The 14566-nt window shown below is 65.0% G+C and carries 13 protein-coding genes; all 13 read right to left on the reverse strand.

What is annotated here, in order from left to right; all coding sequences use genetic code 11:
- Positions 1 to 34: 34 nt before the first annotated feature.
- Entirely contained in the window at positions 35 to 805 is a 771-nt protein-coding gene (locus B4394_RS06585; protein WP_030096441.1) for a phosphoglyceromutase, read from the reverse strand.
- A 43-nt stretch (positions 806 to 848) separates the two neighbouring features.
- Complete coding sequence (locus B4394_RS06590; protein WP_078314527.1) at positions 849 to 1388, reverse strand: hypothetical protein; 540 nt, start codon at positions 1386 to 1388, stop codon at positions 849 to 851.
- A 19-nt stretch (positions 1389 to 1407) separates the two neighbouring features.
- Positions 1408 to 2739, reverse strand: coding sequence for a phthiocerol/phthiodiolone dimycocerosyl transferase family protein (locus B4394_RS06595; protein WP_139359971.1), 1332 nt, complete (start codon positions 2737 to 2739; stop codon positions 1408 to 1410).
- A 168-nt stretch (positions 2740 to 2907) separates the two neighbouring features.
- Positions 2908 to 4446, reverse strand: coding sequence for a flavin-containing monooxygenase (locus tag B4394_RS06600; RefSeq protein WP_078314528.1), 1539 nt, complete (start codon positions 4444 to 4446; stop codon positions 2908 to 2910).
- Positions 4443 to 5384 (reverse strand): reductase, encoded by a 942-nt coding sequence (locus tag B4394_RS06605; protein ID WP_078314529.1) that lies wholly within the window; start codon positions 5382 to 5384, stop codon positions 4443 to 4445. Before B4394_RS06605 ends, B4394_RS06600 begins: the two co-directional genes overlap by 4 nt.
- Positions 5385 to 5396: 12 nt before the next feature.
- On the reverse strand, positions 5397 to 7436 hold the full coding sequence (locus B4394_RS06610; RefSeq protein WP_078314530.1) for an alpha/beta hydrolase fold domain-containing protein: 2040 nt from the start codon (positions 7434 to 7436) through the stop codon (positions 5397 to 5399).
- Positions 7433 to 8356, reverse strand: a complete 924-nt coding sequence (locus B4394_RS06615) for an SDR family NAD(P)-dependent oxidoreductase (protein ID WP_078314531.1) — start codon at positions 8354 to 8356, stop codon at positions 7433 to 7435. The genes B4394_RS06610 and B4394_RS06615 overlap by 4 nt, the downstream gene beginning before the upstream one ends.
- Positions 8357 to 8479: 123 nt before the next feature.
- Complete coding sequence (locus B4394_RS06620) at positions 8480 to 9034, reverse strand: pyridoxamine 5'-phosphate oxidase family protein (protein ID WP_078314624.1); 555 nt, start codon at positions 9032 to 9034, stop codon at positions 8480 to 8482.
- Positions 9035 to 9085: 51 nt separating this feature from the next.
- Complete coding sequence (locus tag B4394_RS06625; protein ID WP_078314532.1) at positions 9086 to 10660, reverse strand: AMP-binding protein; 1575 nt, start codon at positions 10658 to 10660, stop codon at positions 9086 to 9088.
- Between the two features lie 89 nt (positions 10661 to 10749).
- Positions 10750 to 11253 (reverse strand): type III secretion system chaperone family protein, encoded by a 504-nt coding sequence (locus B4394_RS06630; protein WP_078314533.1) that lies wholly within the window; start codon positions 11251 to 11253, stop codon positions 10750 to 10752.
- Positions 11250 to 12581: a D-inositol-3-phosphate glycosyltransferase gene (mshA, locus tag B4394_RS06635; protein ID WP_078314534.1), complete on the reverse strand. Its 1332-nt coding sequence runs from the start codon at positions 12579 to 12581 to the stop codon at positions 11250 to 11252. Before mshA ends, B4394_RS06630 begins: the two co-directional genes overlap by 4 nt.
- Before the next feature lie 64 nt (positions 12582 to 12645).
- The gene (locus B4394_RS06640) at positions 12646 to 13107 is read right to left on the reverse strand and encodes an SRPBCC family protein (RefSeq protein WP_078314535.1); all 462 of its coding nucleotides are present in this window, start codon (positions 13105 to 13107) and stop codon (positions 12646 to 12648) included.
- A gap of 136 nt (positions 13108 to 13243) precedes the next feature.
- Positions 13244 to 14482: an ROK family transcriptional regulator gene (locus B4394_RS06645; protein WP_078308100.1), complete on the reverse strand. Its 1239-nt coding sequence runs from the start codon at positions 14480 to 14482 to the stop codon at positions 13244 to 13246.
- Positions 14483 to 14566 lie beyond the last annotated feature (84 nt).

The raw sequence follows: 14566 nt of genomic DNA on the forward strand, positions 1-14566 counted from the left end.
GCGAAGTTTTGGTGGGTCAGGCTCACCGGGAAGGCTATTTGGCGCCCTGATTGGCTACCGCCGCGGCTCCTGCCGCAGCCGCCTCCGGGTCCAGGTAAACCCCGCCTGCCGTGATCGGTTTGAGGTTCTCGTCAAGGTCATACCGCAACGGAATACCCGTGGGGATGTTCAGTCCCACGATCTCCTCGTCGGAGATCCCGTCGAGGTACTTCACCAGGGCCCGCAGCGAATTACCGTGGGCGGCAACCAGAACCGTCTTACCCGCACGAAGTTCCGGCACAATGGCCTCCTCGTAGTACGGCACGAATCGCGCCACCACATCGGCCAGGCATTCGGTGAGCGGTCCACCGCCGATATCGGCGTAGCGAGGATCCTGATCCTGGCTGTAGTGGCTGCCCCGCTCGATGGGCGGCGGCGGGGTGTCATAGCTGCGGCGCCAGGCCATGAACTGGTCCTCGCCGTACTTGGCCTTGGTTTCGGCCTTGTCCAGACCCTGCAGCGCACCGTAGTGGCGCTCGTTGAGGCGCCAGTCCCGCACCACCGGGATCCAGAGCCGATCAGCGGTGTCGAGGGCCAAATGCGCGGTGTTGATCGCGCGGCGCAGCAGCGAGGTGAACAGAATGTCCGGCAGCAGTCCCTGCTGAGCCAGCAGCTCACCACCGCGCTGGGCCTCTGACCTGCCCTTTTCGGTGAGGTCGACGTCGACCCAGCCGGTGAACAGGTTCTTCGCATTCCACTGGCTCTCACCGTGGCGCAGCAGGATAAGGGTGGCTCCGTGTGCCTGATTGGAGGTCTCGCCGCTCATGAGCGCCAGTCTCTCATGTGGCTGCCCAGCTGCTCCCGACGTATCAACCCTGTCCCCTGTCCAGATCGGCGTAGCGCATGTCCCGAACGACGACGGACGCATTCGCCACGAGTTCGCCGAGGGAGTATCGGCATGCGACCGGGTCGCGCACCACGCCCACGCTGATCCGGAGCACGTTGAGTGCATTCGCGATATGCAGTGCCACCACTGCGCCAGACCATCGGGTCGTCGGGGGCGCCGGAACCTTCATCACGGCCGACAACATGTTCACGTTCCGCGCAGCGGGGTCGTCCACAAGTCTGGGCTGCGCCGCACCAGGGGCAGATAGCTCCTGCACAACCATGTCCAGGAGGACCCCTTCGGCGATCGCCGCTTCAAAGAACTGGACATGCTGGATGTAGACGGGGTCGCCCCCTGCCGCTGCGGCACCATGCGCGAAGAAGACGGCGGTGACCGCCCGGGGCGACAGACCCGCGGACGCTGCGATGCCCAGGGCCGCCGCGGCGACGTCGAACACCCCGGCGTCGTCGGTGAATCCCATCTGTTCCCGGCCCCAGCCAGATGTGTCAAAAAGCGAGGTCACGTCGGCGCCTCCTGCCGATTCATTCGAAAACCTTTGCAGGAATCAATTTCTCGATCTCGTCCCGCAATATCTGCTCAACGCTCCGCGCGCTGTTCGTACTGGTCACGAGTTCGGTGAAATCAATACTCAGCCGCCCCTGGTAGCTGGTGACGAAGTAGATGCGACCCTCCACCATCGCGATGCCCCGTGTCGCGACGAATGCGCTCACGGGGTGAAGCTCGACACCACAACGGAAATCGTGGATATCCATGCCGTCGGGCGTTGTGAACTCCGATACCCGCCCCCAGTTGGTGATCTGGATGGCCGTGAAGGTGGGCACCAAACCTCCCATCGGCACAAGTAGGAAATACCGCCTCATCAGAGACAACGCCCGCCGGATGTCGCCGCGGACAAACGCGGTGTGGTGAATGCGGGCGGTTCGTAACCCGTCGTGGATGTCCGCGACAACGCGGCGGGCGAGGTCGAGCGCATCACTGCCCCGGCTCACCTCAAGGATCATCTCGGCAATGCCCAGCACGTTGGTGCCCTCGGTCGGAGCAACCGGCGGATCAATCCGGGAACGCAAGTTCACAAATGATGAAAGCGCCACGGGCAGTTCACTTTTTCCGGACATCTCGCGCTCGGCGAGCACCAGTGCCGCACTGACGAGACCATTGAGCGTGACCCCGTGTGCGCGCCCCACATCAAGGAGTCGATCGGTCTGCTCCACTGACAGCTGAACACGTGCCCGCTGCGCGCGACGTGGACGCAGTGCGGTCCAGACCCATTGGGGCCCTCGGTATGCCGGACGCAGGTCCATCATCTGCCTGGACGCCGGCTCGCCGTAGCCACGCGCACGGAGCAGCGTCTCAGCGCTGACCGGAATGGGATGCGGCGGTGGCGCACTAACCAGCCTGACCACGCCGTTTACCCGTCGCGTTCGCTCCGTGTAGAGCTTCCACACATCGTGCAGATACGCCAGGGCCGCGTCGGCATCCGCGATGGCGTGGTGCAAGAGAAACGTCACCCGGAACTTCCCGCCGGACCGGTACACCCACAGGGCACACACCTGCCCCAGGGGCAAGGCCGACTTCCCGGCCACCACATAGTCCTCAACATCGGCGTCACCGACATCCCGGAACACGGCCCCGGGGCGTTCACGAGGGTCGAATCGCAGCTCAAACCCCTTCCGCGACATATGAATCCGACCACCCAATAGCGGGTACAGGTCCACCAATCCGGCGAGCGCATCCGCCAGCGCAGCATCGTCCAGCGTTCCCGTGCCATAGCAATGTTGCGCCACGGTGGCACCCGAGACGACGAACACAGACTCCGAAGGCGACAGGACGCGCGGCGGCAGCAGCTCGGGCATGAAGCTCCTTAGGCAAGCCAGGTATTCGATACATACAGTTATCGATACTGAAAGTACCCGATACTCGCCATATTGCCATGCACTACGGGATCGGCGCAGGCAGCGGGCTTAGCCGACGCGCCGCGCAGGACCTGATCACCCCGTCGAGCTGCGGATAGGGCGTAATGCCTATTCGGCCATCGCCGGCGCCGCGACCGGCCGGACCGCTTCGCGACCTTCGAAAACGTAGTCGTGGAGAGGGAAGGTGCGCGACGAGCGGCGCGCTGCCTGCGTCGACAGCGGCCGGATGTACGCGGACTCGCCGTTGTGGTCGAAGTAGTAGCTGTTGGCGGTGACGCAGTTGCCGGTCTGAAACAGCGAGTAGGTGTACCGCGACCGCGCATCCTCGGTCCAGGCATCGGCGGCGTCCACCCGCACCTCGACATCGGCGGCCCCGAGTCGTTGCGCCTCGCCGATGACCCGCCCGATGTGGATGGCCGCGGTGTCCACCACGCTGTGGTAGGTGCCGCCGGTCCACCCGTATTGGCCAAAGACGTTGAAGGTGTTGGGCAGTCCCGGTATCGAGAAGCCGTGATAGCTCTGCGGTACGTGGCTCTGATAGAAGTCGGCCAGATCGAAGCCGTCCCGGCCGATCACCGGCCGGTCCCGGTACACCTGCGGATCGAAGAACAACCGGAAACCGGTGGCGAGGATCAAGACATCGACCTCTCGTTCCACACCTGCGGTGGTTCGGATGCCCTTCTCGGTGACGGTCTCGATCGGGTCGGTCACGAGCTCCACGTTGGCCCGGTTGAAGGTCGGCAGGTAGGTGTTGGACGTGGCGGGGCGTTTGCACCCAAAGTCGTAGTCGGGCGTGAGCCTGGCCCGCAGCTCCTTATCGGGCACCTGCAACCGATAGGAGACATTGCCCAGTAGCCAACGCAGGGCCCCCGGGGTGTTGCCGAGACGACCGGCATACAGCACCCCGTAGACGAGCGCACCGCCGACGATGAACTCCAGGCTTTCCTGAAGCAACCGTTGCGCGGTGGGCACCCGGCGGAACAACGCGCGCAAGGGTGCCGGCATGCTCGGGTCGATCTTGGGGAAGACCCAGATCGGGGTGCGCTGGTAGACGTCGAGATGGTCTACTTCGCCTGCGATCTCAGGAATGATCTGCACGGCGCTGGCTCCGGTACCGATGACGGCGACACGCTTACCCTTCAGCTCGACGCTGTGGTCCCAGGCGGCCGAACGCAGGATGGTGCCCCGGAAGTCGTCCAGCCCCTTCAGTTCAGCCGGTTTGGGTTCGGGAAACGGCCCGGCCGCGGCGACGACGAACCTGGCCGTCACCTCCTGCCCGTTGACCCGGAGCCGCCAAAACTTCGCATCCTCGTCCCACGTACGCGCACCCACATCGCTGCCGAATCTGACAAAACGCTGCACATCGTTTTCGCGGTACAGCCGCTCGATGTAGCTGAGCACCTCCGCGCCCTTGGCGTAAAACCTGGTCCACTCCGGGTTCAGAGCATGGCGGAACTGGTAGGCCTGTGCCGGGATGTCCACGCCGATACCGGGATAGACGTTCTGACGCCAGGTGCCACCAACACCATCCATGCGCTCAAAAATGACGAAGTCTTCGATGCCCCGTCGGCGCAACTCCAATCCGATACCGAATCCGGCCAGCCCCGCACCGATGACGGCCACATAATGATCAGGTTGGCCGGTCATGCAATGGCCTCATAGGTGAGTTCCTTGGACCAGCTCGGCTGTTCGGCAAGCCAGCGCTTCGGGTAGTAGTCGGACAGCTTGACCATGGTGTTGGCCACAGCGTGATACGGACCGTGAAGCGGGTTCTGCTCATTGGTGATCATCGCCGCACCGAGCCGCAGTACCTGGTACACCAGCAATCGAGTGCCCTTGCCGCGGCTGCCGACATTGACGAACCGCTCCATGGCGTCGTACAAACGCTGTTCACGCAATCCCATGCCGATCAGATTGCCCTTGATTCTGTTGATGAGCGGGATGCCCGTGCCGAGCCCCAGCAGCAATCCCATCAACAACGAGGGGTTGAGCACCGTGGCGACATTCTCGATGATGACGCGGCGCAGATTGCCCTGCCCCATCATGTCTAGTACATGGAAATCCACTGCCAGATGGCGTGATTCGTCAGAGTTGATATGCCGGAAAGCCTGGTGACAGACGGGGTCATGAACCTCCTCCAGCAGGAACTTCAGCAACGCGCCATCCAGGGCCACTTCCAGCAGCGGGATGATGGTGCCCAACACGGTGAGTGACAACCCGTCCGAGTATCGGTCCAGCCATTCAATGGCCAAGCGCACGTTCACATTCGGTACAGGAACTTCATCCTTCTCGAGCATGTCCCAGCGCCGCATCAACGCCAGCTCGGCGTTGGCGTGCTTTTGTTCCTCGGCATGGAAGTACCGGTAGATCTCCGCGAGCGTCTCATTGGGGGCCTTTTTGGCCAACGCCGAAAACCCACGCGCGCCGATATTTTCAATCCAGACCAGATCGGCCATGAAGGCCTTCAACTTGGGCCGCTGCTCGTCGGTGATCTGCTCGGCGCCAGGAGCTTCCCAGTCCACATCGGCCAGGGCCCACTGCTTGTCCTTGATGGTCTGCAGCATGTCTTCCAGAACAATGGCCATCTCTTCGCCTTCCTATGCGGTCCGGGCCGTACGCAGGGGCTGTTGGGCCAGCACCCCGGTGATGAATCTGGCGGCCTCGCCAAGCGCCGCGTTGGCCTCCGGAATCAATCGGGGCAGGGCCTGGAACACGTGGATCTGCTCGGGCCAAATCTGCAGATCGCATTGCCCGCCGGCCTGAACGATCATTCGCGTGAGCTCCTCCGCGTCGGCGGCCAGGAACTCGGCCCCACCGGCCTGAATCAGAGTGGGCGGCAGGGCGATTCCGGCGGGAAAGCTCAGACGTAGGCGTGGCGAGTCCGCAGGCTCACAGCGGGTGTACTTGTCCACCAGATGTTTAGCGGCGGCCGCGGTGATGGCCGGGTCTGGCCGCATCTTCTCGCGTTCGGCAGCCAAACCGAGCGTCACGTCCAGCAGCGGCGAGAATAACGCCACCGCACCGGGTTGCGGCACGTTCAGCCGGTGGTTCTCGATGAGCAGGTCCACCGCGAGATGCCCGCCCGCCGAATCACCGGCAACCACAATGTCCTGGGCAGCATGACCGCGTTCCAGCAGCCAGTCATAGGCGGCCCGGACGTCGTCGGCGGCCGCCGGAAAGACATGTTCGGGTGCTAGCCGGTAGTCGACAGTGAAGGCAGGCAGGCCGGTCGCCTCCGACAGGCGAGCGACCATCGAGCGGTGAGTTTTCGCCGAGCAGATGACATAGCCACTGCCATGGACGTACAGGATGATCGGCCCCTGATCATCGGCACTGAGCGCAGCCCCCGCCCGAACCCATTCCCCCCGTAGCGGATCCCTCAACCGCGCCACTTCGGTGCCGCGGGGCATCGCTCCGCCGACCGCCATGATGGCCGCGACGATCCGGCGCGCCAGCAGCACACCGGGCTTGCCCGTTTTGTCCAGGCGGGCGCGAGACAGCACTGGCCGCAACCCGATGGCGGTCAGCGCCGCGGTGGCCCTGGTGCGCCGCGAGGCCTCGGAGACCGCTGTCCCGGCGACATCCGCCGTGCGCAGTGCCAAGGACACACCACCGACGACGGCATTGATTCGCGCCTGTGTCTTGCGAGCACTGTCGCGACTCGGTTCGGCGGCAGGCAGGTCGGCGAGGAACAAGTTCGGGAATCCCGCCACGGTGGCCGAAACGCGGCCCGCCGGCTTGAGCTTTCGACGCTGGGCCCCCACCACCGGCACCACCGCGATGGTCGATCCCGCATCCGGGCTGGATGCGAAAACCACGACATCGCACTGATGATCGATGCCTTCGGCGGTGCGGATGCCTCCACTGCTGAACCGGGCAATCGGCCAGGTAACCAGCTTGCAGTTGGGTGCTTGCAGTGCGGTAAGGAACTCATCGGTCACCACGACGTTGGGGCGACCGGTGAGCCTCAGCGGCGTCAGTTGACGCCGGATCCAGGGGTCCGGCACACGCCGGCGCAGGTTGCGCTGGGCCACTACTTCGAGCAGGCCGAGCGTCGTGGGACGCCTACCCGCGAACCAGGCCTGGCGCGTCTCACGGCGTAGCGTGCGATCCACCAGCTGACCGACGCGGCCACTGGTCCGAGGCAGCACCCAATCGGGTGAGCTCTGGAAAAGCTTGACGCTGGCAGCATTTCGAACCACTACGGGCAGCACCGACGCGGCGGCGGCACTATTGCCAACGACGGCGACACGCAGCCCGGCGAGCTCTGTACCGTCACCGATCCGGGCGGCGTCGAGGATCTTTCCGGTGTACCCCTCGATACCCCGAATGTCGGGACTGCCGTCCACCGACCCGGTGGCCAGCACGACCGCGCGTGCGGTGAAGCGCTGTCCTGCTTCCGTGTCCACGATCCACAGGTCACCGTCGAGCGCGATCCGGGTGACGTCATGACCGAACTTCACGTGCGGATCGAGCGCGAACAGGGCGATGGTGTCGTCACGCCAGCTTCCTGGCGCCGGGCGGGCACGATCGAGCACGGTGAAGTCGGTGATCCCGGCTTCCTGTAAACCCACCGCGGTACCCAGACCGGTGTATCCGGCGCCTACGACGACGACCGGCAGCGTGGGGCCCGTCACTGGGGCACCACCGTGACCGGGGATTCCTTTTCGTAGGCGGTATCCCACAATTCACGCGGATCGGTGTCCGCGGGCAGTAGCCGGCCCAACCGTGAGATGATTCCCGAGCCCCACGAATAGGGCACGGGCGCATGCCGTTTCATCGCCCAGATGAGTTTTGCATCGGGCTGCGGGACCACATAGAGCCGCCCCCGATCGTGCGCGTTGAGGGTGGTCTTCGCAATCCATTCCGGCGACACCCCAACCCATTTGAACGCGGTACTCGCGAGGTTGGTCAGCGGCCCGGGGATGCGTGCACCGTCCAGGATGTTGGTCTTGACGGCCGTGGGACACAGCACCGTTACCCGCACCCCGCTGCCCGCAAGCTCGGCACGTAGCGTCTCCGAGAGCGCAAGCACGGCAGCCTTGCTCACGTTGTACGGGCCCATCAACGGCGCGGCCGCGAAACTGGCGGCGGACGATACGTTGATGATGCCGCCGAATCCCTGTTCACGCAGCCGGGGAGTGAAAACCTGGCAACCGTAGATCATTCCCCACATGTTGATGCCGATGGTGGCGTTCCAGTCGTCCATCGACACCTCACCGATGGGTTTGCCGCCCGTTCCGATACCCGCGTTGTTGATCACCAAATCGGGGGCCTGCCCCAGCCAGTCGGTCGCGGTGTCGGCGAGCATGACGATCTCGTCATACGAACTGACGTCGCACACGACAGGATGTGCGTTGTCACGCCCAAGTTTGTCGGCGGTCTCCTGCGCGCTGGCCAGGTTGATATCGGCACACACCACCCGGCCGCCACGGGCGACGATGGCCTCCGCGAAGGCGCGTCCGATGCCGCTGCCCGCGCCCGTCACCACCGCGCTCGCCCCGTAACTGACCTTCGGACGTCGGCGCGGGTAGGCTCCCGCGTCGGGTGCCGTCATTGGCATCACCCTTCGCTTGTCGCTTACGCATCAGTCGTAAACGTAAACCAAGCGTGTGTCACACCCGCCCACTTGTCAAGGGTCCGGCGAGATTAATGTCGGGTTAGTCGTACCGCGCGAAGACTACTGCAGCGCAGGCAGGCCATCAATCGAGCTGCCGTTGTTCTCCAGCACGCTCTCCAGGGTCATCTTCTCCTGCGGCACCTTCTCGACATGCTTCTCGTACACGTCTCGATGACCCACAAAATCCATGAGCGGAACCGAGTAGCCACACGAGTCGGCCACGCGGGTGACCTCAACCAAAATGATTGAGCGCGCTCCCTTTTCGAGCTTCTTGGCGAAGTGGCTGCGCAGCTTCGGGTACTCGGGTTCGTTGAACTGCACCACGCGAGCGCGGCCGTGCAGCCGGATGATGCGGCAACGCTTGTCGAATGAACAGAACATGAGCACGATGCGCCCGTTGTCGCGCACGTGCGCGATGGTCTCCGCACCGCTGCCGAAGTAGTCCAGGTAGCCCACGTGGTGTGGCCCGAGCACCGCGAATGTCCCGGCCATCCCCTTAGGAGAGACGTTGACGTGCCCTTCCGGGCCGCTCGGCGCGGTGCCGACGAAGAACACCGGCTGCTCGGTCAGCCAGCGGGCGAGCTTGTCGTCGATCTCCTCGTACACGTGACTCATGCGGTCCAGGGTGCCACCCGAGTCCGACAACCCGCCACTGGATTTCGCAGGTCAGATGCGTGCGCGCAGGTCCTTGCGCAGGATCTTGCCCGCGGCACTCTTGGGGATGGCGTCGATGAACTCCACCTGACGAATCCGCTTGTGCGGAGCCACCTTCTGTTGGACGAAGGTCATGACCTCTTCATCGGTGAGGTCCTGATCGGTGCGGACCACGAAAGCCTTGGGAATCTCGCCGCTGGACGGATCGGGAACACCGATGACGGCAGCGTCGCCAATGCCCGGATGCGTCAGCAGCAGCGCCTCCAACTCGGCGGGAGGCACCTGGTAGCCCTTGTACTTGATCAGCTCCTTGAGCCGGTCGACGATCGTCACCACGCCGTCGGCGCGCACAACCGCGATATCTCCGGTGTGCAGGAACCCGTCGGGTTCGATCGTCGCGGCGGTGGCCTCCTCGTTGCCGAGGTAGCCGGCCATCACATTGGGGCCACGCACCAGCAGCTCCCCGGGCGCACTCTCGCCCTCGGCCGGAATCTCGATCTCCGCACCGGTCTCGGTGTCGATGAGCTTGTTCTCTGAATTCGGTACCGGGACACCCACAGAGTTCAGCGGGATATCGGGCCGGCCCGGCGGAATGAGGTGGCTGACGGGACTCAGCTCGGTCATTCCGTAGCCCTGGCTGACACGGCAATTCAGACGTGCGGCAACGGCATTGCCCAACTGCTCGTCCAGCGGGGCGGCACCCGAGAAGACCGAGCGCAGGCAGGAGACGTCGTACTTGTCGACATCGGGGTGCTTGGCCAGCACCACCGCCACCGGCGGGGCGACGAAGACGTGGTCCACGCGGTAGTTGGCGATGGAACCCAGGAAGGTGTCGAGCTCGAACCGGGGCAGGATGACCAGCTCGGCGCCCAGCTTGAGTTGCACGTTGAGCAGCACGACCAGACCGTAGATGTGGAAGAACGGGAGGACCGCCAGCACCCGGTCGCCTCGGTCCACCCCGTAAAGGTGTTTGGCCTGCGCAATGTTGGCGACCAGGTTGTGGTGGGTCAGCATGACGCCCTTGGCCTTGCCGGTGGTTCCCGACGAGTACGGCAGCACCGCCAAATGTGTTGCCGGGTCAAAGGAAACCTCCGGCGGCGCCAGATCGGGCCGCGCGATATCGGCCAGGGAGAGGCGTCCCTCGACGGGATCGATGGTGATCACGTTGACGGCATCAAGACCCGCGATCTCCGCGGCCTCCAGCGCACGCGACAGCAGCGGCGACACCGTGAAGACGAGCTGTGCCTTGGAGTCGATGAGCTGCTTGGCCAGCTCCTCGGCGGTGTACAACACGTTGACAGTGCTCGCGGTGCCGCCCGCGCGCAGGATGCCGTGCAGCACCACGGCGAAGGCCGAGCAGTTCGGCAGGAAGACCGCCGCGACGTCGCCGAGACCGAATCCTCGGTCGGCCAGACCCGCCGCCGCCGCGTCAATCTGCGAACGCAGCTCGCCAAAGGTGGTCTGTGCCCCGGAAAGCCCGTCGATGAGCGCGACGCGGTCGTCGTCTCCGCTCGTGTCGCCGAACACGTACTCGTAGACAGAGCAGTCGGGAATGGAAACGTCGGGCAGAGGGCTACGAAACGTCACGCCGGACAGTCTTGCACGCCGCGTCTAGTCCGTGTCGATGGTCCTGGCCTCTTCCGGGCCTCGTCTGGGCATCTCTTGGCCGACGAGGGTCAATCCTCGATGAGGTGCTCGAAGGCCTCAAGGTTCTTCAGCGACTCGCCCCGCGAGGTACGCCACGCCCACTCCTTCTGGATCGACGTCTTGAACCCCAACTCCAGCAGGATGTTGAAGTCGTTGTCCGCGGCCTCCAGCACCTGTCCGAGCAACCTGTCGATCTCATCCGGGGTGATCGCCGGCAGCGGCAGGCGACCCACCAGGTAGATGTCGCCCATGTTGTCGATCGTGTACGCGACGGCGTACAAGCGGCGGTTGCGTTTGAGCAGGTAGCGGTAGACACCCTCGGTGTTCTCGTCGGGGCGCCGGCAGACGAACACCTCGACGCGCACGGCGTGCTCACCCGGGCTGAGCATCGTGGTGATCTTTTGCTTGCGTTCACCGGGCAGCTCCACGATCAGCGCCGGCTTACCGTCCGGACCGTGATGCTCGGTGAAGGTGATCTCCCGCTCCACGAGCGTCCGCACGATAGTGGCGTAGGCGTCCCCGGCGATGGTCATCGCCGCAGCCCCGACAGCCGACGCGACCGAAACCGCGAACGCGGCGGACGCTGTGTCGAGGGTCTTTGTGGCGCACGGTAATCGGAGATGGCACGGCTGTAACTGGCAAGCAGGGCATCGGCGGTGCTGGACCAGGAAAAGCCGGCGGCATGCGCGACAGCCGCACTGCTGAACTCGGTCCCGGTGCGCGCCAACAGGTCCGCGATGGCATCCGCCCAATCCTCGGTGCGGTGCGTCGGGACCAGTAGGCCGGTCCGTTGGTCGGAAACCGCGACCGGAAGACCCCCCACCTCGGCCGCCACCACCGGGGTCCCGCAGGCCTGGGCCTCGATGGCCACCAGCCCGAAGGACTCCGAATAGCTGGGCACCGCAACGATATCGGCTGCCCGATACACCTGGGCCAGCCGTTCTCGAGACTGTGGCGGCAGGAAGGTGACCCGTTCGGCGATCCCGAGGTCCGCAGCGAGATCCTGCAGTGCCGTCGGCTCATCGAGACCACTGCCGGACGGCCCGCCGACGATGAGAACGCGAACCCCCGGCAGCTTGGCGGCAGCGCGTACCAGCAGATCGGGGGCCTTCAGGGGCTGGATGCGTCCGACGAAGGCGACGATCTGCTCATCGGCCCGCAGACCGAATTCGGCGCGGGCGGCCGCCTTGTCGCCGGGTGTGAATACATCCAGGTCGACGCCGGGGTGCACGATATCGATGCGACCTGGGTCGGCATTGTGTATCGACATCAGTTGTTCAGCTTCGTCCTTGGTGTTGACGATGAGCCTGTCGGCCTCGTCCACTACCTGCTGCTCCCCCACCGCGCGCAGTGCGGGCTCCGGGCGGTCGCCCTCGGCGAGCGTTTGATTCTTGACCGCGGCGAGCGTGTGCGCGGTGTGGACCAGCGGGACGCCCCAGCGGTCGCGGGCCAGCCAGCCCGCTTGACCGGAGAGCCAGTAGTGCGAGTGAACCAGGTTGTAGTAGCCGGGCTCGTGGATCGCCTCTGCGCGCAGCACCCCGGCGGTGAACGCGCACAGCTGGGTGGGCAGGTCGTACTTGTCCAGGCCCTCGAACGGGCCGGCGACAATATTGCGCACCGTTACCCCATCCGCGACGGCCACCGCCGGCTCGTCGGAGGACGCGGTGGCGCGGGTGAAGATGTCGACGGCAACACCCCGGCGGGCCAGCTGAAGAGCCGTTTGCAGCACGTAGACGTTCATGCCGCCGGCGTCGCCGGTACCCGGCTGGGCCAGTGGCGAGGTGTGTACGGATAGGACGGCGATGCGGCGCGGCTTCAGCGCCGAAACCGCCCGGCGCGCGACCTCATCGCCACTAAGCACACAGCCATCTTGTCACTTACGCACAAGCTGTCGACGCGCAGCACTCCTACCAGCGATGCGAGCCTCAGCGCGCCGTGATCTTCTGGCGATATCCCTCTTCCAGGATCTTGCGCAGCTTCTCGTCCGAATGTGTGATGGCCAGCGAGATGAACGGCGAGATGACCTTGCCCAGCGCGCGTCCGGCAAGCCCGCCGGGCAGCCGGTAGTCGATGTTGATCTCCAGCTCGGTCTCACCATCGGAAATGGGCCGGAACCGGCATTCGACCTGGTTGTCGATCCCCGACCGCGACGCGGTGGTGAACAGCGTGTCGGGATCCCACTGCGTCACCTCGATCGTCGACCGGAGGGTGGCACCGAGGTTGATGGCGATGTCGTACTTGGCCCCGAGCCCCCGTGGCACGTCGTTCACAAAACGAACATGCTCGATCCCGAACATCCAGTCCGCCAGATGGTGCGCATCACTGATGTAGTCGAAGGCGTATGCCATCGGGACCTTCGCGGAGGACACGTGGTGGATATGCGTCATGCGCACATGCCTATCACTTTTTGGCCCCGAGTCGTAGATTCGCGGCCAAAACGCCAGCAACCACCTTGCTCGGCGTGAGGCTACGGCGGAACTCGCAGGAAGTCCCGCCATAGCGTCACACTCGACATGCCCAGGGCTAGGCCAGCGCGGACGTCTCCGACCGCCGGGCCGATGCCCGCCGCATGGCACCCAACGGGTCGGCGAACAACCCACCGAGGGAGACCACACCGGCGCCGGCCTCCTGCACGCGGTTGCCGAACGCCGTCACACGAATATCGCGCTTGGACAACGTCGATCGGTCCAGGAATGCGGTCTCGACGTCGTTCATCACCTCGGGGTACTCGGTAAAGGCCTGCCCACCCACGATCACCTCGTCGGGGTTGAGGATGTCGCGCAGCAGCGCCACCGACTGGCCCAGCACTCGGCCACGTTCGGAAAGCAGTTGGCGCGCAGAATCATTGCCGCCGCGCGCGGCCTTGTACACCGCGCTCACCGAGATCCCGTCTCCCGCCGGCACGATGCGCAGCCTGCGTGCCGCGGCCAGCACCGCCTCGTCACTGACGGTGGTCTCCAACTTGCCTGTACCGCCGAGCAATTCGGAATCAACCGGCAGTGCCGCAATTGTCCCCGGGCCGCTCGACGGGCTGTGCACCCGCCCGTCGATCGCCAGCGCGAAACCGACTGTCTCACGGGTGTATACGTACAGGCTCGTCAGGGAGCGGGCCGCGAAGCGCCGCAGCCCCAGTAGCAGCTCGGCGCCGGCCATCGCGTCCACGTGCGAGGCCACCGATACCGGCAGACCTAGCGTGTCGGCGAAGACTCGGCCAACGGGTGCCTCGGTCCAGCCCAACCGCGGATGATCCACCGTCCCGGCCGGTCCGTCGACCACACCACCGGTGGCCACGCCGATCCACAGCGGCCGGCGCCGGTGCCAGCGGGCCAGGTACCGCTGCGCGCTCCCGGCCAGCGAGGCCAGTGCGGCGCCCTGCGGACCGTTTGGCGTGGGGGTTTCCACCACGTCGAGGGTTCGTCCAAACAAGTCGGTCGCCACAATGCTGGTGGCTCGGGCACCGATGTGGATACCCAGGGTGAGGAATGGCTCATGGTTGAGCTCCACCGGCACCCGCGGTCGGCCGATGGCGCCAGAGACGGCCAGATCAGCACGTTCGCGAAGTAGTCCGGCGTCCAGCAGCGCGGTGACCTGCCGGTTGACGGTGGCGATGGAAAGGCCTGTGACCTGGGCAATTGCATCGCGGGCCACGGGTCCGCGCACACGTGCGGCGCGGAATACCGAGGATGCGGCGCTATCGCCGATGTACAGGGCAGGGGGATGAATCTGGTGACGGGAAACAGGTCGGCGAACCGGAGAAGTCATGAGAAGGGTCCTTTGGCGGAAGGCCGGATTCAGACGAAGGCTGAAGCGCGGGCTACAGATGGCTAATGGTGTTGTGAACTGGGG

It is taken from the genome of Mycobacterium sp. D16Q16, assembly GCF_002013745.1.
Taxonomy (GTDB): Bacteria; Actinomycetota; Actinomycetes; order Mycobacteriales; family Mycobacteriaceae; genus Mycobacterium.